This is a genomic window from Micromonospora sp. NPDC047467, from assembly GCF_040643095.1.
Lineage (GTDB): Bacteria > Actinomycetota > Actinomycetes > Mycobacteriales > Micromonosporaceae > Micromonospora.
Window position 1 is genome coordinate 720,709 of record NZ_JBEYTO010000001.1, and the last position, 19,265, is coordinate 739,973.

Annotated in this window: 14 protein-coding genes and 2 pseudogenes; 6 read left to right on the forward strand and 10 right to left on the reverse strand. The window is 70.8% G+C overall.

What is annotated here, in order from left to right; all coding sequences use genetic code 11:
• Nucleotides 1-88: 88 nt before the first annotated feature.
• Nucleotides 89-853, forward strand: a complete 765-nt coding sequence (locus ABZ780_RS03005) for an ABC transporter ATP-binding protein (protein ID WP_357483572.1) — start codon at nucleotides 89-91, stop codon at nucleotides 851-853.
• The gene (locus tag ABZ780_RS03010; protein ID WP_357483575.1) at nucleotides 850-2,745 is read left to right on the forward strand and encodes a hypothetical protein; all 1,896 of its coding nucleotides are present in this window, start codon (nucleotides 850-852) and stop codon (nucleotides 2,743-2,745) included. Before ABZ780_RS03005 ends, ABZ780_RS03010 begins: the two co-directional genes overlap by 4 nt.
• A 7-nt stretch (nucleotides 2,746-2,752) precedes the next feature.
• Here the strand turns inward: ABZ780_RS03010 and ABZ780_RS03015 are convergent.
• A pseudogene (locus ABZ780_RS03015) lies at nucleotides 2,753-3,094 on the reverse strand (transcriptional regulator); the annotation flags it as partial.
• Nucleotides 3,095-3,398: 304 nt separating this feature from the next.
• On the opposite strand from ABZ780_RS03015, the pseudogene ABZ780_RS03020 reads away from it, so the two are divergent.
• Nucleotides 3,399-4,151: pseudogene (locus tag ABZ780_RS03020) on the forward strand (XRE family transcriptional regulator); the annotation flags it as partial.
• 129 nt (nucleotides 4,152-4,280) lie between these two features.
• Here ABZ780_RS03020 and ABZ780_RS03025 read toward each other — a convergent pair.
• A complete protein-coding gene (locus ABZ780_RS03025) occupies nucleotides 4,281-5,108 on the reverse strand; it encodes a DUF1963 domain-containing protein (protein ID WP_357483578.1) in 828 nt (275 codons plus the stop codon).
• A gap of 206 nt (nucleotides 5,109-5,314) precedes the next feature.
• Here ABZ780_RS03025 and fdh point away from each other — a divergent pair, with 206 nt between their 5' ends.
• The 3 genes from fdh to nrfD are packed head-to-tail and all read left to right on the forward strand — an operon-like array spanning nucleotide 5,315 to nucleotide 10,701.
• Entirely contained in the window at nucleotides 5,315-8,590 is a 3,276-nt protein-coding gene (gene fdh / locus ABZ780_RS03030; RefSeq protein ID WP_357483581.1) for a formate dehydrogenase, read from the forward strand.
• Nucleotides 8,591-8,593: 3 nt separating this feature from the next.
• On the forward strand, nucleotides 8,594-9,637 hold the full coding sequence (locus ABZ780_RS03035; RefSeq protein ID WP_357483584.1) for a 4Fe-4S dicluster domain-containing protein: 1,044 nt from the start codon (nucleotides 8,594-8,596) through the stop codon (nucleotides 9,635-9,637).
• Nucleotides 9,634-10,701 (forward strand): NrfD/PsrC family molybdoenzyme membrane anchor subunit, encoded by a 1,068-nt coding sequence (nrfD, locus tag ABZ780_RS03040; RefSeq protein WP_356999915.1) that lies wholly within the window; start codon nucleotides 9,634-9,636, stop codon nucleotides 10,699-10,701. The genes ABZ780_RS03035 and nrfD overlap by 4 nt, the downstream gene beginning before the upstream one ends.
• A gap of 53 nt (nucleotides 10,702-10,754) precedes the next feature.
• On the opposite strand, the gene ABZ780_RS03045 is transcribed toward nrfD, so the two are convergent.
• From ABZ780_RS03045 to ABZ780_RS03080, 8 genes are all read right to left on the reverse strand, one after another.
• Nucleotides 10,755-12,311 carry an OFA family MFS transporter gene (locus tag ABZ780_RS03045; RefSeq protein WP_357484068.1) on the reverse strand — a complete coding sequence of 519 codons (1,557 nt, stop codon included), beginning with the start codon at nucleotides 12,309-12,311 and terminating at the stop codon, nucleotides 10,755-10,757.
• Nucleotides 12,312-12,698: 387 nt separating this feature from the next.
• Nucleotides 12,699-14,276 carry an MDR family MFS transporter gene (locus ABZ780_RS03050; protein WP_357483587.1) on the reverse strand — a complete coding sequence of 526 codons (1,578 nt, stop codon included), beginning with the start codon at nucleotides 14,274-14,276 and terminating at the stop codon, nucleotides 12,699-12,701.
• A 104-nt stretch (nucleotides 14,277-14,380) separates the two neighbouring features.
• On the reverse strand, nucleotides 14,381-14,995 hold the full coding sequence (locus tag ABZ780_RS03055) for a TetR family transcriptional regulator (protein ID WP_357483589.1): 615 nt from the start codon (nucleotides 14,993-14,995) through the stop codon (nucleotides 14,381-14,383).
• Between the two features lie 41 nt (nucleotides 14,996-15,036).
• Nucleotides 15,037-15,888, reverse strand: coding sequence for an alpha/beta fold hydrolase (locus ABZ780_RS03060; RefSeq protein ID WP_357483592.1), 852 nt, complete (start codon nucleotides 15,886-15,888; stop codon nucleotides 15,037-15,039).
• Nucleotides 15,885-16,757 carry an SDR family oxidoreductase gene (locus ABZ780_RS03065; protein ID WP_357483595.1) on the reverse strand — a complete coding sequence of 291 codons (873 nt, stop codon included), beginning with the start codon at nucleotides 16,755-16,757 and terminating at the stop codon, nucleotides 15,885-15,887. The genes ABZ780_RS03060 and ABZ780_RS03065 overlap by 4 nt, the downstream gene beginning before the upstream one ends.
• Nucleotides 16,747-18,240, reverse strand: a complete 1,494-nt coding sequence (locus tag ABZ780_RS03070; RefSeq protein ID WP_357483598.1) for an NAD(P)/FAD-dependent oxidoreductase — start codon at nucleotides 18,238-18,240, stop codon at nucleotides 16,747-16,749. Before ABZ780_RS03070 ends, ABZ780_RS03065 begins: the two co-directional genes overlap by 11 nt.
• Entirely contained in the window at nucleotides 18,240-18,533 is a 294-nt protein-coding gene (locus ABZ780_RS03075) for a DUF4873 domain-containing protein (RefSeq protein WP_356999933.1), read from the reverse strand. Before ABZ780_RS03075 ends, ABZ780_RS03070 begins: the two co-directional genes overlap by 1 nt.
• Nucleotides 18,530-19,258 carry a TetR/AcrR family transcriptional regulator gene (locus tag ABZ780_RS03080; RefSeq protein WP_356999935.1) on the reverse strand — a complete coding sequence of 243 codons (729 nt, stop codon included), beginning with the start codon at nucleotides 19,256-19,258 and terminating at the stop codon, nucleotides 18,530-18,532. The genes ABZ780_RS03075 and ABZ780_RS03080 overlap by 4 nt, the downstream gene beginning before the upstream one ends.
• Nucleotides 19,259-19,265 lie beyond the last annotated feature (7 nt).

Below are 19,265 nucleotides of genomic sequence, written 5' to 3' on the forward strand. Positions count from 1 at the left end.
GCGATCGTCTGCTGGCCAAACCCTGGGCGTGTGCCGATCCGCCGTGCTGCGGGCCCCTCCGTCGTGAATGGATCACTATGCTCGGCGCGTGATCCCCCCAGCACTCGAGATCCGCGGCCTGGAGAAGACCTTCGGGGCGCATCGCGCGGTGAACGACCTCGATCTGACCGTCCGCTCCGGCACGTTCCACGGCATCGTCGGACCCAACGGCGCCGGCAAGTCCACCACCATCGGGATGGCGGTCGGGCTGATCATCCCGGATGCGGGGGAGATCCGGATCCTCGGCCACGACGCGCTGCGCGACCGTGGCGTGACCCGCGCGTTGACCGGCGTGCTGCCCGACGGTCTCGACTTCCCGGAGCGACTCACCGGCGCCGAGTTGCTGCGCTACAGCGCCGGCCTGCGCGGGCTGCACCGCGTCGCGGCCGCCAATCGGGCCGCCGAGCTGATCGACGTCCTCGGACTGGCCAAGGGTGCCGGCACCCCACTCGCCGACTGCTCCACCGGCACCCGCAAGAAGCTCGGCCTCGCCCAGGCGCTGCTGCACGCGCCCCGGCTGCTCGTGCTCGACGAGCCGTTCGAGGCGGTCGACCCGGTCTCCGCGGCCACCATCCGTCGGGTGCTGCGCCGGTTCGTGTCCGGCGGAGGCACCTGCGTACTCTCCACGCACTCGATGCTGCTGGTCGAGCAGATGTGCGACGACGTCACCGTCATCCACCAGGGTCAGGTGGTCGCCGCCGGGCCGGTCACCGAGGTCGCCGACGGCAGCAGCCTTGAGGATCGATTCGTCGAGCTGGTCGGCGCCGACGTCTCCGGCAGCGCCGGCCTGGACTGGCTGACCGGGCCCCGATGAGCGCGGAACCTCTCGCCCACGGTTCGCTGGCCGGCACCCTCGGCAAGATGGCGGTGCCGGCACGGATGCGCTCCGCCATGCTGCGTCGGTCGCTGCGCGAGCATCCCGGGCCCGCGGTGGCCGGCCTGGTCGGCCTGCTCGCCGCCGCCTGGCTGATCCGGTACGCGCTCCACGGCGACCGGCACACTCTCGCCCTGCTGGCCGGGGCGTGGGTGCTCGGCTGGATCGTGTTGCCGCTGCTGCTCGGTGGCGGGCGCGGCCGGGTCCGTCCAACCCACCTGCGGCTGGAGCCGATCGGCGGTGTCCCGGCCGCGATGGGTCTGCTCGCCGCGTCCGCGATCGGCATCGGCCCGGCCGTCTCGCTGGTGGCGCTCGCCGCGCTGCCGGTGCACGCCGCTCGTCACGGCGCTGTCGCCGTCCTCGTCACCGCCTCCGGCGCGGCGCTGCTCTGGCTACTCGGGCTGATCGGCTCGGCGATCGCGCTGGAGGTCGTCGGCCACGCCGGCGGGCCGGCCGGGGCGCTGCTCACCGGCATCGTCACCGGGACGGCGATGGGTGTCGCCGGGTCGCTCTGGGCGGTCTTCCCCTGGGTGTCGGTCCTGCTGGTCGAGGCGCCGGACACGGTGGTCCGGGTCATGGAGTACGTGCCGAGCGGCTGGCCGCTCTCCGCCGTGGCCGGGCCACCCGACCGAGGTGCGCTGAAGATGGCGACCCTGGTGGGCATCGTGGTGCTCTGCGCCGCCGCGTACATCATGCTCGTCCGAAGGGTGATCATCGCCGGCGTGCCGTTCCGGCCACGCGGGACCACCGCGGTCCCGCTCCCCAGCGAACCTCGCCGCACCACGGCGGCATCCCCGGCCGGGAATGGGCGCGGGTGGCGGGGATGGTTGCCGGCCGCGACGCGGGCGGTTGCCGGCCGCGAGTTGCGTGCCTGGATGCGGCATCCGCTGCGGTTGCAGTATCTGGCGTTCGCGGTGGTGTACGGCGCGCTGCTCGCCGGACTGCCGCTGCTGTCCGACGTGGATCTGCTGCTGCCGTGGGCCGGGTCGCTCGCCGTGCTCGGCGCGGCGGCGATGTCGGCCGGCCTGGTCGGACTGGACGGCACCGCGCTCTGGCTGCCGCTCACCACACCGGGCGGCGAACGTGCCGAGATCCGAGGACGAGCCATCGCGTGGCTGGTCCTGGTCACCCCGATCGGGGTGCTGCTGGCCGTCGCCGGCGTCATCCTCGCGCCCCAGGTCGACGCGCTGGCGGCGCTCTCCACTCTGCCGGCACTGCTCGGCGCCGGCGCCTCGGTGCCGGTGTGGATGTCGCTGCTGCGAGTACGACCGGTAGCCGACCCACGGCATCCCACCTCGGCCGACAACCCGACCGACATCGTCAGCGTGCTGGTCGCCACCGCTGGTGGGCTGCTCGCCGCGGCGCCCGTACTCGCGCTGGTTGTCTGGGGCCCGCCGGGGGTGACGCCGCTGCTGCCGCTGGTTGGGCTGCTGTCGGGTGCTGCGGCCCTGTGGGGTGGCATCCGGTTGGCCGACGACCGCCTCACCCGGCGCGGGACCGAGGTGCTCGCCGCGGCCGGGCAACGCAGCCGACCGCCGGAGACGGTGATTCCGCTGAAGTGGGATGCGGAGTGGTACCGGGAGAACAAGGCGACGGCGTGGGCGCTGGGGTTGCTGACGGTCGGATGGATCCCGGTGATCCCGCAGGGGGTGATGCCGCTGGCGTTCGGGATCGACGGTGGGTGGATCGTGGCGGGTCACCTGGAGGGAGGCGCGCACACAGCGGTGGGGTTGGCAATGGTCGCGCTGGGCGTTGCGATGCTGCTCACCGGCCTGGTGTTGTGGGACCGCCGACCGCAGCGAGCAGTCGTAGTCGCCGACCGGTCGGGGTAGATGCGCTGCGTCGGGCGGTGAGCAGTGCCCACGTGTTGTGGATGTTGAGGTCCGTGAAGGGGCGGCCAGCGTCGAGGCGTCCGACCAGGTGTCGGAGGAGCCGGGAGCCTCGCCAGTCGGAGAGCGCTGCCGGCATGAAGGAGTCGTCGCGCTGGCGGTACGGGATCTCGCCGACCCAGTAGGCCGAGTAGTTCAGGGCGGCGCGTTCGCAGGCATCGTCCGGATGGGCTCGGGCAATGAAGTCGCGAAGTGGTTCCGGATCGCCCTGGTTGGCGAGGGAGGTTGCTACCGAGCGGGCGTCGGGCCACAGAGGCGTCCAGGTGTGGAAGGTGGTCGCTGGGCGAGATCTGCGTCCTTTGCTCTGCTTCAATCCACGCAACACCACGCGTCCGATATCCGGACACTCCCCGTTGCGTCCGTTGAAGCAGAGCAAAGGACCCGTGAGCACCCCGACCACCAGGCGGCCGGGCGCCTTGTCGACGCCGTCCCTCGCGGCTCGTCGGATCGCCGTAACCTCCGCGCATGGAACTCGATGATCTTCCGCTTGCCGAGTTCGCGTTTCCAGGGCCGCTGCGGGACAGACTCGTAGCCGAGCCGGGCGATCCCGGCGTCACCGCGATACTCAGGCAGCCGCGCTGACGTACGAGGGCGCCGAACGTCGGTCGGCGCAGGCTCTTTTGGCGGAGGCGCTGGGGCTGGCGCAGATGTTCCTCGCCTATCAGCCAGCCGCGGAGGTGCTGTGGCGCGTCGCCGACCGCGCGATGATTGCGGCGCAGGAGTCCGGTGATCCCGAGGCGCTGGCGGGCGCGGGGTGGTTCCTGTGCCAGGTGCATCGTGACGCGGGAGACTGGGACACCGCCATGGCGGTGACGCTCGACATCGTCTCGGCCCTTGAGCCGAGGGTCGGCGGTGCTAACGCGAACCTTCTCACCCTCTGGGGTGCGTTGCATTTCGAGGCCGCCTACACCGCCGCCCGCGCCGGCGAGGAAGGCCGCGCTTGGCGGTACTGGGACCGCGCTGATGCGGTCGCGCAGCGTTTGCCACAGGGCTTCTACCAGCCGCAGACGTCGTTTTCCCGGGTCGTCATGGGCGCTCACGCGGTGACCGTGGCCGTGGAGTTGCAGAAGTCCGGCGAGGCGGTGCGGCAGGCGCGTCGCCACGAGGCGGCGGTCATCCCGTCGCGGCCGCGCCGAGCGCGTCATCTGATCGAGGTCGCTCGTGCTCAGTACGGCAAGGACGAGAAGGAGGCCGCCGTGAGGACGCTCCGCCGGGCGTACGAGTCGGCGCCCGAGACAATCCGCTTCAACGGCTACGCCCGGCGGATCACCCTGGATCTGCTCGACGGGCCGCGCGCTACCCGGGATGACGCCCATGACCTGGCGCTGAAGATCGGCCTCGTCTCCTGAAGAGGGTACGAACCTTACCCATTCCGCCCTGGATCGTCCGTAGCAGGACCGCCATCCACAGTGCCTCGCTCCGGGCCGCCCTCGTCTGCTCGGAGCCGGGTGCCTCGACGCACCCGGCCTGTTGTGAGCTCAGGGATTCCAGTCCACGACGGCGTACACGCCGTCGAAGCGCCGCGCGGCCAGGTCGTCGCGCTGGATCCCCCAGTAAAGGGCGGCACCGCCTGGCCTCATCTCCGAGCTGCACAAGAACTCGGCCAGCAGCACCCAGTCCTCGGCGCGCGGTGAGGGGCTGCGGGAGCCGTGCCAGTAGCCCAACTGCTCCGCCTTTCCCGCGTACTGAGCGACGACTCCGAGAGGGCCGTTCTTTCCGCGGAAGTCGCAGGCCGAGGCGTGCCCACCAATCTGCACGCCGCCCCACTTGCCGCTGACGGGGGCCTTGTCATTCCAATAATCGATCAGTTTGGGGTTGAGATGCTCCGGGGTGTGTGAGGGTAGGGAGACATCGATCGTCAGGCGTATGTCGCCCTGTGGGAAACTCTGACAAACCTGGACAAATTCCTCATCTTCGTCCTCGTCGAGTTCTTCGTCCATTGGCGGTTCCTCGACGGCTACGCCAGCCGGGACGTACAAGGCCGAGCCCTGTGAGTAGTACTCGTCGCCTTCGGGATAGCCGAAGAGCAGCAGTTGGCCGTCGGGCGGTAGTGGAAGATCCGTCGCCTGCCCGGGCAGGGCCGCGCAGTCGATGGTGGCGACGAGGGGATTTCCGGGAACGTGGGTGCCCCGGGGAACCATCGCGGTGCCGCCGAACCGGCCGACGACCGGCCCGTCTCCGCCGGGCGCCAGTGTCCCGCAGGGAATCGCGGTGGCGATCCATCGTTCGACATCGTCGGCCGGGAAGCCCTGTTCGAGTGCGTCGGTGCGGATCTGCGCCAACTGCTGAGGCATGGTCAGAATCACGTGGGCAGACTAGTACGGCAGTCGGCCTTTGAGATGGCGCTGCTCGGCAGGGGTGGGCTGACCTGCCGCATACACCATGCCGTCCCCGGCTCGCCCGAAAAGGGCCGAGGGCACCATCGCTCCTTCTGATCCCGCCATGATCAGCCGGCACCTCGTCTAATGTCAGGCTGTTCACATTTGGCGGCATTGGTCGGAAAGGTGCGGCGATGGGGGTGCGGAGCTGGATCGAGGGCTGGCCGCTCTATCGCCAGCTCACCGGCACCGACCCGCTCGGCCGGGGCGCCGCAGCCAAGTCCGCCCGTTCGCTGTCGCTGACCGCCCGCACCGAGACCGCCGATTCGGTGGCTCGTTCGGTCTGCCCGTACTGCGCGGTGGGTTGTGGTCAGCGGGTGTTTGTCAAGGACGGGCAGGTCACGCAGATCGAGGGCGATCCGGACAGCCCGATCTCGCGGGGTCGGCTCTGTCCGAAGGGCTCGGCGAGCAAGAGCCTGGTGACCAGCCCTCTGCGGCCGACGACGGTGCGCTACCGCCGGCCGTACGGCACGGAGTGGGAGGATCTCGACCTCGACACGGCGCTGAACATGATCGCCGATCGGGTCCTGGCGGCTCGGGACGAGACCTGGGAGGACGTCGACGACGAGGGCCGGCCGCTCAACCGGACGCTGGGGATTTCCAGCCTGGGTGGGGCGACGCTGGACAACGAGGAGAACTACCTCATCAAGAAGTTGTTCACCGCGATGGGGGCGCTCCAGATCGAGAACCAGGCCCGTATTTGACACTCCGCCACCGTCCCCGGTCTGGGGACCAGCTTCGGTCGCGGCGGCGCCACCCAGTTCCAGCAGGACATGTCGAACTCCGACCTGATCGTCATTCAGGGTTCGAACATGGCCGAGGCGCACCCGGTGGGTTTCCAGTGGGTGATGGAGGCCAAGCGTCGCGGTGCGAAGGTGATCCACGTCGACCCGCGCTTCACCCGCACCAGCGCTGTCGCTGATGCGTACCTGCCGATCCGGGCGGGCACGGACATCGCGCTGCTCGGCGGGGTCGTGCGCTACATCCTGGACAACGAGTTGGACTTCCGGGAGTACGTCGTCGCCTACACCAACGCCGCGACGATCGTGACCGAGGAGTACCTCGACACCGAGGATCTGCACGGGCTCTTCTCCGGCTTCAACGAGGACAACGCCAGCTATGACCAGACCAGCTGGCAGTACGAGGGGAACGAGGAGAACGCCTCCATCCACGACACCGAGACACAGCGCGAAACCGCGGCCGGGTTGGAGCACGAGTCGCACGGCGCGCCGGTGGGCGGGCAGACCCAGCGCGACGAGACGTTGCAGCACCCGCGCTGCGTCTACCAGATCCTCAAGCGGCACTACGCGCGGTACACGCCGGAGATGGTGGAGCGGGTCTGCGGCATCCCGCAGGAGAAGTTCCTCGAACTGGCGCAGGCGTGGACGGCGAACTCGGGCCGGGAGCGGACGAGCATGCTCGTCTACTCGGTGGGGTGGACCCAGCACAGCGTGGGCGTGCAGTACATCCGGACCGGCGCGATCATCCAGCTCCTGCTGGGCAACATGGGCCGCCCCGGCGGCGGCGTGATGGCGTTGCGCGGACACGCCAGCATCCAGGGCTCCACCGACATCCCGACACTGTTCAACCTGCTGCCGGGCTATCTCCCGATGCCGCACCACGCCGACCACCCGACCTTCGACGAGTGGGTGGACAGCATCCGCCACCCCGGCCAGAAGGGCTTCTGGGGCAACGCCCGGGCCTACGCGGTGAACCTGCTCAAGGCGTACTGGGGTGACGCGGCCACCGCCGAGAACGACTACTGCTACGGGTACATGCCCCGGATGACCGGCGACCACGGCACGTACCAACAGGTGTTGAACATGATCGACGGGAAGATCAAGGGGTACTTCCTGCTCGGCCAGAACCCGGCGGTCGGCTCGGCGCACGGGCGGGCACAGCGGCTCGGGATGGCCAACCTGGACTGGTTGGTGGTCCGGGACCTGTTCATGATCGAGAGCGCGACGTTCTGGCAGAACGCGCCGGAGATCGAGACCGGCGAGATCGTTCCGGAGGAGTGCCGCACGGAGGTGTTCTTCCTGCCCGCGGCCTCGCATGTGGAGAAGGAAGGAACCTTCACGCAGACGCAGCGGCTGTTGCAGTGGCGGGAGAAGGCTGTCGAGCCGCCGGGCGACGCCCGCTCCGAGCTGTGGTTCTTCTACCACCTCGGCCGCATCATCCGGGAACGCCTGGCGCAGTCGACCCGACCCCGCGACCGGGCGCTGCTCGACCTGAACTGGCACTACCCGACCCACGGCCCGAACGCCGAGCCGAGCGCCGAGTCGGTGCTCTACGAGATCAACGGGTACGACGTGGCCAGCGGCCGACCGCTGTCGAGCTACACCGAGATGAAGGACGACGGCTCCACCGCCGGCGGCTGCTGGATCTACACCGGCGTGTACGCCGACGGCGTCAACCAGGCCGCCCGGCGCAAGCCCGGCGCGGAGCAGCCCCTGGTGGCCCTGGAGTGGGGCTGGGCCTGGCCGTCGAACCGCCGGATCCTCTACAACCGTGCCTCCGCCGACCCGGACGGCAGACCGTGGAGCGAGCGCAAGAAATACGTCTGGTGGGACCCGGACAAGGGCGAGTGGACCGGCGACGACGTGCCCGACTTCGAGAAGACCAAGCCGCCGTCGTACCGGCCGCCGCCGAACGCCTCGGGCGTGGCGGGCATCGCCGGCGACGACCCGTTCATCCTGCAGGGCGATGGCAAGGGCTGGCTGTACGCGCCCAGCGGCGTCCTGGACGGGCCGCTGCCCACGCACTACGAGCCGGTCGAGTCGCCGGTGCGCAACCCGCTCTATCGGCAGCAGGCCAACCCGACCCGCAAGGTCTACACGCACCCGATCAACACGCTCAACCCGAGCCCACCGGAGGAGCACAGCGACGTCTTCCCGTACGTGTTCACGGTCAGCCGGCTCACCGAGCACCACACCGCCGGCGCGATGAGCCGGAACGTGCCGCACCTCGCCGAGTTGCAGCCGGAGATGTTCGTCGAGGTGTCGCCGGAGCTGGCGGTCCTTCGAGGGCTGACCCATCTGGGCTGGGCGCACCTGGTCAGCACCCGCGCGGCCATCGAGGCGAGGGTCCTGGTGACGGACCGCATCACCCCGCTGCGGGTGGACGGTCGGATCATCCACCAGGTGTGGCTGCCGTACCACTTCGGCTACGAGGGTCTGGTGACCGGCGACTCGGCCAACGACCTGTTCGGCATCACCCTCGACCCCAACGTGCTGATCCAGGAGAGCAAGGTCGGCACGTGCGACGTGCGGCCCGGACGACGCCCGAGAGGACAAGCCCTGTTGGACCTCGTCTTCGACTACCGCAGGCGGTCGGGGGATCTGAGCCACCACTACCCACCGATGGTCACGACCGACGTCGCCGACAGCAGCAGCGACCAGGAGGCCTGACCGATGCCCCACGCCAACGCCCTGTACGGGCCGCTCGACCCGGCGCCCGACGCCGGCTACGAGGATGCGCCGCCGAGGATGGGGTTCTTCACCGACACCAGCGTCTGCATCGGCTGCAAGGCCTGCGAGGTGGCCTGCAAGGAGTGGAACCTCGTCCCGGAGAGCGGCCTGGACCTGCTGGGCATGTCGTACGACAACACGGGCGCGCTGACCGCGAACTCGTGGCGACACGTCGCGTTCGTCGAACAGCCCCGCTCGGCCGGCTGGGCGACCCCGGCGTTCGAGGGCGACCCGGACGGGCCGGCGGTCAGCCCGGCGACGGCGGCGGTCGGCGCGCGTACGCACACCGACACCGGGACGAACCCGGGCCTGCCGGCCGGCTCGCCAGCGGCGGCCGCCCGGATGGCGGCCGGACCGGAGTTCCTGGGGATGCCGGGGGCGCAGCCGCCGGGTCGGGGTACCGGTGCGGAGGGGCGCAGTGATTTCCGGTGGTTGATGATGTCGGATGTGTGCAAGCACTGCACTCATGCGGCGTGTCTGGATGTGTGTCCGACGGGTTCGTTGTTTCGGACCGAGTTCGGGACGGTGGTGGTGCAGGAGGACATCTGTAATGGGTGTGGTTACTGCATTTCGGCGTGTCCGTATGGGGTGATTGATCAGCGTAAGGGTGATGGTCGGGCGTGGAAGTGCACGCTGTGTTATGACCGGTTGGGTGCGGGGATGACGCCGGCGTGTGCGCAGGCGTGTCCGACGGAGTCGATTCAGTACGGGCCCCTCGATGAGTTGCGGGAGCGGGCCGCGAGGCGGGTCGCCACGCTGCATGAGCGGGGGGTGCCTGAGGCGCGGTTGTATGGGCATGACCCGAACGACGGTGTCGGTGGGGATGGGGCGTTCTTCCTGCTGTTGGATGAGCCGGAGGTGTATGGGTTGCCGCCGGATCCGGTGGTGACCACGCGGGACCTGCCGGCGATGTGGAAACGCGCCGGCCTCGCCGCACTGACGATGGCCGCCGTCACGGCTGTCGCTTTCCTCGGCAGGCGGCCATGACCGGCGCGACGCCACCGAACGAGCCGGTCGGATCCCGGTTCCGCGAGTTCCAGGCCCGACTCGACCAACCTGACGGGCAGCGTCGTCGCGGGCGGGGGCGCGGCCACGACGGTGAGCAGCTCACCGTGCCGCCAGCCGACTTCACCGCCTACTACGGCCGGCCGGTGCTCAAACCGCCCGTGTGGAAGTACGACATCGCCGGGTACCTGTTCACCGGTGGCCTCGCCGCCGGAGGCGCGCTGATCGGTGCGGGCGCCCAGCTGACCGGGCGCCCCGACCTGCGCAAGGTGGGCCGGTGGACAGCCCTCGGTGGCGTCGCCGCCAGCACGTACCTGCTGGTTCACGACCTCGGTCGGCCGGACCGGTTCCACCACATGCTCCGGGTCGCCAAGCTGACCTCGCCGATGTCCGTCGGCACCTGGATCCTCGCCGCGTTCGGCCCGCTGGCCGGTGTGGCCGCGATCGCCGAGCTCGCGCCCCGGCTCCCACAGCACGGCGTGTTCGGTCTCGCCCGCCGGCTGGCGCTCCCCGTCGGCAACGCCGCCGGCCTGGCCGCCGCCGCCACCGCGCCGGCGCTGGCCACGTACACCGGGGTGCTGCTCGCCGACACCGCCGTGCCGTCCTGGCATGAGGCGTACCCGTCATTGCCGTTCGTCTTCGCCGGCAGCGCCCTCGCCGCCGCGTCCGGGGTCGGCCTGATCGCGGCGCCAGCCACGCAGACCGCCCCCCTGCGGCGGCTCGCCCTCGCCGCCGCGACCGTCGAGTTCGCCGGCGGTCACCGGCTGGAGCGGATGGGCCTGACCGGCGAGCCCTACGTACGCGGGCGCAGCGGCCGTCTGGTCACGGCCGGCCGGGTGCTGCTCGCCGTCGGCACCGCGGCGGCGCTGGTCAGCCGCCGCAGTCGACTCCTGGCGGCGGTCTCCGGTGCGGCGCTCGTGGCCTCGTCGGTCGCCACCCGGTTCGGCGTCTTCGAGGCGGGCAGGGTGTCGGCCCGCGATCCGAAATACACGGTCGTGCCCCAGCGGGAGCGAGTCGACCAGAACCGGTCGACGACCGCGCGCTGAGCCGATCAGGAGGGCGCCCGTGGGCGCCCTCCTGCGTCCGGTCGCGACGCGCGTCAGCCGGTGAACAGTTTCGCGGCGGTGATGGCGGTCTGGACGATGCCGTACCCAAGGAGCAACGCCACGAGCAGCCACGACAACCAGAGCCGCCCGGTCTGCGTGCCGACGTGCTCGGGCACCGGAGGTTTGCTCTGTGGGCCCAGAGCGACCGGCTCGGTGATGCTGGCCTTCGCCACGGGCGACGTCGAACCCCGATCCGGCTCGTGGAACCGTTCGGGCACGGGCCGGACCAGCAGGTTGGCGATGAAACCGATGGCGAGGACGCCGACCATGGTGAACAGCGCGGGCCGGTACGCCGAGGCGGTGAGGGTGCCGGGCTTGCCCTGCGTGTCGAGGATCCCGTTGACGATCAGCGGGCCGGCGACGCCCGCGGCCGACCAGGCGGTCAGCAGCCGGCCGTGGATGGCCCCGACCTGGAAGGTGCCGAAGAGGTCACGCAGGTAGGCGGGCATGGTGGCGAAGCCGCCGCCGTAGAAGGAGATGATCGCGGCGGCGATCAGCACGAAGACCGCGGTGGCGGAGTGCCCGGCCACGGCGAGCAGCGCGTACAGCACCATGCCGAGGCCGAGGTAGACCATGTAGATGGGCTTGCGGCCGATGAGGTCAGATGTCGTGGACCAGACGAACCGGCCGGCCATGTTGAACAACGACAGCACCCCCACGAAGCCGGCCGCCGCAGACACCGAGACGGCCGTGGACCCGTTGTCCCGGAAGAAGTCCTGGATCATCGGGCTGGCCTGCTCCAGGATGCCGATGCCCGCCGTGACGTTGCAGAACAGCACGATCCACAACAGCCAGAACGCCCGGGTACGCACGGCGCTCGTCGCGGACACGCTCGCCCTCGTCACCAGCGGCCGGCTGGCGACGCTCGCGGGGTCGAACCCGGCGGGCCGCCAGTCCGGCGGGGGAACCCGGACGTTGAACGGGCCGAACATCATGATCACGAAGTAGCCGATGCCGAACGTGACGAAGAGCGCCACGAGGGCGTGCCCCGACGCCACGGCGGCCGGATTGTCGGGGTTGTAGCCGGAGTCGTAGAGGGAGAGCAGTTGGCGGGCGAGCGGGCCGGCGACCAGGGCGCCACCGCCGAACCCCATGATGGCCAGGCCGGTGGCGAGGCCCGGCCGGTCCGGGAACCATTTGATCAGGGTCGAGACGGGCGAGATGTAGCCGATGCCGAGCCCGATGCCGCCGATGACGCCGTAGCCGAGGTAGAGCAGCCAGAGTTGCTGGGTCGCGATGCCGAGCGCGCCGACCAGGAACCCGGTGGCCCAGAAGCAGGCCGAGGCGAACATCGCGCGGCGCGGTCCGTTGCGCTCCACCCACCGGCCACCCACCGCCGCGGACGAGCCCAGCATGACGATGGCGATGCTGAAGATCGCCCCGATCGCCGTCTGACTGGTGTCGAAGTGGGCGATGAGGGAGTTCTTGTAGACGCTGGTCGCGTAGACCTGCCCGATGCAGACGTGCACGGCCAGCGCCGCGGTCGGGATGAGCCAACGGCTGTATCCCGGGGGAGCGACGGTGTGCCGAGGGTTGAAGACCGACAGCATGGACATCGTCCGCGCCTCCTGCGGCTGAGTAGGCCGGCGGCGGTGCACGCCTGCGTCAGCCGTTGGCCGGCTGCATTCTCACGTTACGTGGCGGTCGGATGGCGTTCTGTAGTTACGGCAAAACGCGAGCACGGAGACGTCGGCGTCGGCCCGCCAGCGGAGGGGGCGGGTGTCAGTTCGTTCCCTTTGCTCTGCTTCAACCGACGCAACACTCACGGCCCGAAACCGTTGCGCGGGTTGAAGCAGAGCAAAGGCGGCAGACAATGCCCCAGCCAGCCAGCCAGCCAGCCAGCCAGCCAGCCAGCCAGCCAGCCAGCCAGCCAGCCAGCAGGCGGACGCAGAACGGGGGCGGGCCGACCGGCCCGCCCCCGACTGTTGTCGTACGCCTCAGTGAATCGCGGCCTTCGCGGCCGCCTCCTCCTGGGCGCGTCGTTCGTCTCCGCTGAGGGTGTGCAGCGGCTTCTCCTTGATGAACAGCACGACGATCAGCGCAACCAGCGCGATCGGCGCACCGACCAGGAAGAGGTCGGCGGTCGCGATGCCGTAGACGTCCTGGATGATGAGCCGCACCGGCTCGGGCAGGGTGGACAGGTCGGGCACCTCAGCGGTGCCGCCGCCGGTCGCCGCCGGGCCGAGCCGCTCGGTCGTCAGCGAGGTCACCCGGCTCGCCAGGACCGCGCCGAGCGCGCTGACGCCGATGGCGCCGCCCATGCTGCGGAAGAACGTCAGCACGGAGGTCGCGGCGCCGAGTTCGTGGGCCGGGACGTCATTCTGTGCGGCGAGCACGAGGTTCTGCATGAGCATGCCGACGCCGACGCCCAGCACGGCCATGTAGATCGACAGGACGGCGACGCTGGTCTGGGCGTCGATGGTGCCCAGGAGCGTCATCCCGACGGTCATCACCGCGGCGCCGGCCACCAGGAAGGCCTTCCACCGGCCGTACTTCGTGATGAGCTGGCCGGCCACCGTCGACGAGACGAGCAGACCGAAGATCATCGGGAGGCTCATCAGGCCTGCGACGGTGGGCGACTTGCCCAGCGAGATCTGGAAGTACTGGGACAGGAAGACCGTGCCGCCGAACATCGCGACACCGACCAGCACGCTGGCGATCGTGGTCAGCGAGACCGTGCGGCTGCGGAAGATCGTCAGCGGGACGATCGGCTCCGCCGCGCGTGACTCGACGAACACCGCCAATCCCAGCAGGACCAGGCCGCCGATGACCATCAGCGCCGTCCAACCGGAGGCCCAGTCGAACTTGTTGCCGGCCAGCGAGGACCAGATCAGCAGCGTGGAGACACCCGAGGTGATCAGCAGGGCGCCCAGCCAGTCGATCTTGGCCTTGCGGCGGACGACCGGGAGGTGCAGGGTCCGTTGCAGCAGGACGATGGAGATGATGCTGAACGGGACGCCGATCAGGAAGCACCAGCGCCATCCCAACCACGAGGTGTCGACGAGAACCCCACCGATCAGCGGGCCGGCGATCGTGCCGACACCGAAGACCGCGCCGAAGATACCGGCGTAACGGCCCAGCTCACGCGGCGGGATCATGGCCGCCATGACGATCATGGCCAGCGCCGTCATGCCGCCGGCCCCGATGCCCTGGACGACACGGCTGACCAGCAGCACCTCGACGTTCGGCGTGAAGCCCGCGATGAGTGAACCCACCACGAACAGCCCCAGCGAGAGTTGGATCAGCAGCTTCTTGCTGTACAGGTCGGCCATCTTGCCCCACAGCGGCACGGTCGCCGTCATGGCGAGCAGTTCGCTGGTGACGATCCATGTGTAGACGGTTTGGCTGCCGTTCAGGTCGGCGATGATCCGCGGCAGCGCGTTCGCCACCACCGTGGAGGCGAGGATGGACACGAACATGCCGACCATCAGGCCGGAAAGGGCCTGGAGAACCTCCCGACGCGACATGCGCGTGCCGACGGCGGCGGTGTCGGCGGGCGGGATGGTGGTGGTCATTGACGCTCCCTTGTCGGGTTTGTAGCGGAGTGATTGGCCCAGCAGCGGTTGCGGCGGGGGAGTGGTTCGGCCCCGGAGCGGTTGCGGCGGGGCGGACTGGTGGGTCAGGAGGGGCTGGTCGGATCCGGCAGGCCGGCGGCGAGCCCGGTGAACGCCTCGTCCACGAAGGCGCGCAGGGGCCGGGTGTCGTCGCCGGTGGCCCAGCGCAGCAGCGCGGCGCGGAAGGCGGCAGCGGTCACGGCGACGACCAGCGGCGGGTGGGCATGCTCCGGGCCCACGCCGAGGCGGGTGGCGATGACCGTGACCATGTCCCGCTCGGTCGCGATGTTGCCGGCCACCAGCCGGGGCAGCAGCGCGGGGTTCTGGGCGATGACCGCCAGTCGCAGTCGCCACAGCTCCCGGTCGGCCTGGATCGCGTCGATCGCCTCGTCGAGGGCGAGCCGGACGGCCCGTAACGCCGGCACCCGCGCGGGGACGGCGGCCAGCCGCGCCACGAACGGGGTGCCGTCGAGCGCCGGATCATCGGTGAGCGCCTCGTCCTTGCAGGCGAAGTAGTTGAAGAAGGTCCGCGAGGAGACGTCCGCGGCCTCGCTGATCTCCTCCACCGTCACGTGGTCCAGGCCGCGTTCGGCGACCAGCCGCAGCGCGGCGGCGGTCAGCGCGGCCCGCGTCTGCGCCTTCTTGCGGTCCCTTCGGCCGGTGGCGGCGGTGTCGGTCACGTCGGCGAGGCTAGAAGCCAACTTGCACAGACTGCAAGTTTTTATTCTGTGAAGTGATTTTCCCGACCCGCGCCGCCAGCAGGCGACCGAAGGTCGTTGCGGGGCACGGCGCCGGTGGTCTCCAGGATGAGCGCGGCGACCAGGTCCGGGTCGTCGCTCATCGGCACGTGCCCGCAGCCGGGCAGCGTCACCACCCGGGCCGCCGGCAGCCCGGACCGGGCGCGTTCGGCCTGGTGGACGCCGAAGATACGGTCGCGGTCGCCCCAGCCGATGGTCACCGGCACCGCCGTGTCGGTGAGCCGGACACCGTCGAAGCGGTAGTCGCGGGCGGCTCGGGCCACGGCGGTGAAGCCGAGGCCGCGCCGTAGGGCGAGCGCGTCGCCCAGCGCGCGGTCGGCGTCCAGCAGCGTCGGGCGGGCCACCAGCGGCCCGAAGCACATCCTCCGCAGGTACGCCGAGCGCAGCGCGACCCGCATGATCGGCGTGGGCAGGTACGAGTTGACCCGCAACATCCGCAGGATCGCCAGTGCCCGGCGGCACTCGCTCGGTGTGAAGAAGCCGGCGGGGGAGAAGGCGGTGGCCGAGGCGACCGCCCCGCTGGCGGCGAGCTCCAGGCTGATCGCCCCACCGAGGCTGTAACCGGCCACGTGCGGACGCTCCAACCCCCATTCGGTCAGGACCGGCAGCACGGCGGCGACGGTGGCGGCCATGTCGGCGGGCATGCCGGCGGAGGGCATCGGGGAGTTGCCGAATCCGGGCAGGTCCAGCGCGATCACCTCGTGGTGGGCGGCGAGCCGGTCGAAGACCGGCTCCCACGCCTGGTGGCGGTGGCCGATGCCGTGGATGAGCACGAGCGGCTCGCCGCTGCCCCCGCGACGGACGTGAACGCTCACGACCGGTCTCCCACCGACGTCCTGCCGAAGGAGCGCCCGAGTTGGCGTACCTCGTCCTCCATCTGGCCGACCATGGTCCGACCGCCGAAGCGGGAGATCAACGCGTCCGAGAAGCCGCTCAGCACCACCGGCCGCAGCGCCTGCACGATGGCCAGCGAACGCGGCACGTACACCTTGCGCTTTCGGCGCTCGATGCCGCGCAGCAGGGCGTCGGCGCACTGCTCGACCGGGACGACGGTGGACAGCGGCCACGGCAGCCGGCGCAGCGTGGTGCGGAACGACGCCAGGTCGTCGCTGATGTCGCGGACCAGGTCGGTGTCGATCCAGATCGGGTGGGCGGTGCCGACGGTGACACCGCGTGCGCGGGTCTCCAGGCGCAGCACGTTGGCGAACTGCTCCACGCCCGCCTTGGACGCGCAGTAGGCGGCCATGCCGGGCATCGCCGCGAAGGCGGCGGCCGACGAGATGATCAGGACGTGCCCCCGGGCGGCGGTGACGTGCGGCAACGCCGCGCTGACCGTGCGGATCGCGCCGCAGAGGTTCACCTCGACGGTACGCACCAACGCGTCGACCGGCCCCACCGCGACGGTGCCCAGGTTCGCGATGCCCGCGTTCGCGACCACCACGTCGATGCCGCCGAAGCGGTCCACGGTGGAGGCCACCGCCTCGTCCAGCGCCGCCTGGTCGGTGACGTCGCACTCGTACCAGTGCGCGTCGAGGTCGGTGCTGAGCTGCTTGAGCAGCTCGCCTTCCAGGCCCACGAGGGCGACCTGTGCGCCCCGGGCGACGGCGTCGCGGGCCATCTGTGCCCCGATGCCGCGCGCCGCTCCGGTGATGAGCAGGGTCCTGCCCGCGAGGTCATACCGCATCGGCGTGCTCCCGTTCCGTTTCGTTGGGGGTGCGGTCAGCCGGAACGACCCGGTGGTCGGCCGGACGGAAGCGGCGCAGCCGCAGCCGGAAGCCGGTGGCGAAGCCCGGCCAGATGGTGGTGTTGCGGCCGGTGGCGTCGAGGTACCAGCTCGAACAGCCGGTCTGCCAGACGGTGCCGGTCATCTTCTGGTCGACCCGTTCGGTCCAGCGTCGTTGCGCCTCGGCGGTGGGCTCGATGGCCGGGATGCCCTTGGCCCGCATGTGGCGCAGCGCGGCGAGCACCAGGCGCAACTGCGCCTCGATCATCAGCACCACGGAGGTGTGCCCGAGCCCGGTGTTCGGGCCGAGCAGGAAGAACAGGTTGGGGAAGCCGTTGATGGTGGTGCCCCGGTACGCGTGCATGCTGGGGGTCCAGGCCTCGCCCAGGTTGCGCCCGCCCCGGCCGTGGATGAGCCGCACGACGGGGGAGTCGGTGACGTGGAAGCCGGTGCCGAGGATGATCGTGTCCGCCCGGTGGTGCACGCCGTCGGCGCTGACCAGGCCGTCCAGCACGATCCGGGTGATGCCGGCGGTGACCACGTCGACGTTCGGCCGGGTGAGCGACGGCCAGTAGTCGTTGGAGATCAGCACCCGCTTGCAGCCCATCGCGTACCGGGGGGTGAGCTTGTCCCGCAGGGCCGGATCGGTGACCTGACGCCGCAGCGTACGCAGGGACAGCCGCGAGGCGAGGCGGTTGACCGCCGGGTGCAGGAAGCCCAGGCCCATGCCCTCGCGGACCAGGTAGAGCCCGGCTCGGGCGGCCCGCTGCGCGCCGGGCAGTGCGCGGAACGCGGCCTGCTCGACCCGGCTGATCCGGCGCGAGCGCCTCGGCATGATCCACGCGGGGGAGCGCTGGAACAGCGTCAGCCTCTCGACGGCCGGCTGGATCTCCGGCACGAACTGGACCGCCGACGCGCCGGTTCCGATGACCGCGACACGACGGCCGGTCAGGTCGTGGTCGTGCCGCCAGCGGGCGGAGTGGAAGACCGTGCCCGCGAAGTCGTCCACCCCGGGCAGGTCGGGGACGGCGGGTTCGCTGAGCGGGCCGGCCGCGCAGATCAGGACCCGGGCGGTGTGGTCGCCACCGGACGTCCGCAGCAGCCAGCGCTGGCGCTGGTCGTCCCAGCGCGCGTCGAGGACCTCGTGACGCAGCCGCACCTTCGGGCGTATCCCGAAGCGGTCGACGCAGTCGCGCAGATAGTCCCAGATCTCCGGCTGGCTGGAGAAGGTGTTGGACCAGCGGGGGTTGGGGGCGAAGGAGAAGGAGTAGAGGTGCGACGGCACGTCGCAGGCGCAGCCGGGGTAGGTGTTGTCCCGCCAGGTGCCGCCGACCTCGTCGCCCCGGTCGAAGACGAGAAAGTCGGTGAAGCCGGCCCGTTGCAGGGCGACGGCGGCGCCCAGGCCGCCGAAGCCGGCGCCGACGATGGCGATGTCCGTCTCCATCACTCCTCCGCATCCTCGGGCCCCGGCTCGGCCGGCGGCGGCCAGGGCGGTTCGCCCACTCCGGTGACCCGTACGCCGCCCCACGGGTCGATCTCGGCGAGTCGGGCCGGCCGGGCCCGGCCGGCGATGCGCAGCTCGACGTCGCGCCGGCCGGAGCGCACCAGCCTCGCCACCGTCAGGTCGGGCTCGATCCGCCCACCCCAGTGGTAGCGGCCGTCGACAGGCTCCCACCGCCCACTGAGGTGTGCCCGGACCGGGGTGCCCGCGACGCTCGCCGGGCCGTGGTAGCTCACGGCACGACCCGCTCGTGGGCACGGGTGAGCTCGGGCGGCAGGTCGGCGCTGGCCCGGACCCCCTCGATCCCGCTCCACAGCAGAGCGGTCAGGTAGTCGGTGAGGGCCGCCCGGCTGATCGGCTGGCCGTGCGTGGTCCACCAGTCACCGACCGCCTGCACGAACCCCACCAGGCCGTACGCCCAGGGCTCCGCCGGGCCGGCGTCCAGGCCGAGCGCGCGGAGCCGGTCACCGATCACCCGGGCCAGCCCGGCGGCCACCTGCCGGCTGGTCCCCGCGACGACCTGGTGGATGCCGGGCTGGCCGGACTGGCGCATCAGGAACCGGTAGAGGGTGGGCTGTGACTCGATCACGCCGAGGTACGCGTCGATCGTCGCCCGCACGAGGTCACGCTCCTCGCGGACCTGGTCGATCGCGGGCGCGATGGCGTCGACGACCCGGGCCGCCACCACCTCGCTCACCGCGACCCAGAGCTGCGACTTGTCGGCGAAGTAGCGGTAGAGGACCGGCTTGCTGACGCCCGCGGTGGCGGCCACCTGGTCCATGTCGACGTCCGGGCCGTGCCGCAGCAGGGCCTGCACGGCGGCGCCGATCAGTGCGTGTCTGCGCTGCTCACGGTGGTCGGCCCAGCGATCCCGACGGCCGTTGCCCTTGGTCTTCGGGTCGCTGTCAGTGGCCGCGGTCGGCGGGTCGGATCCATTGACATCCTTGCGCGGTGATTGCATGCTACTA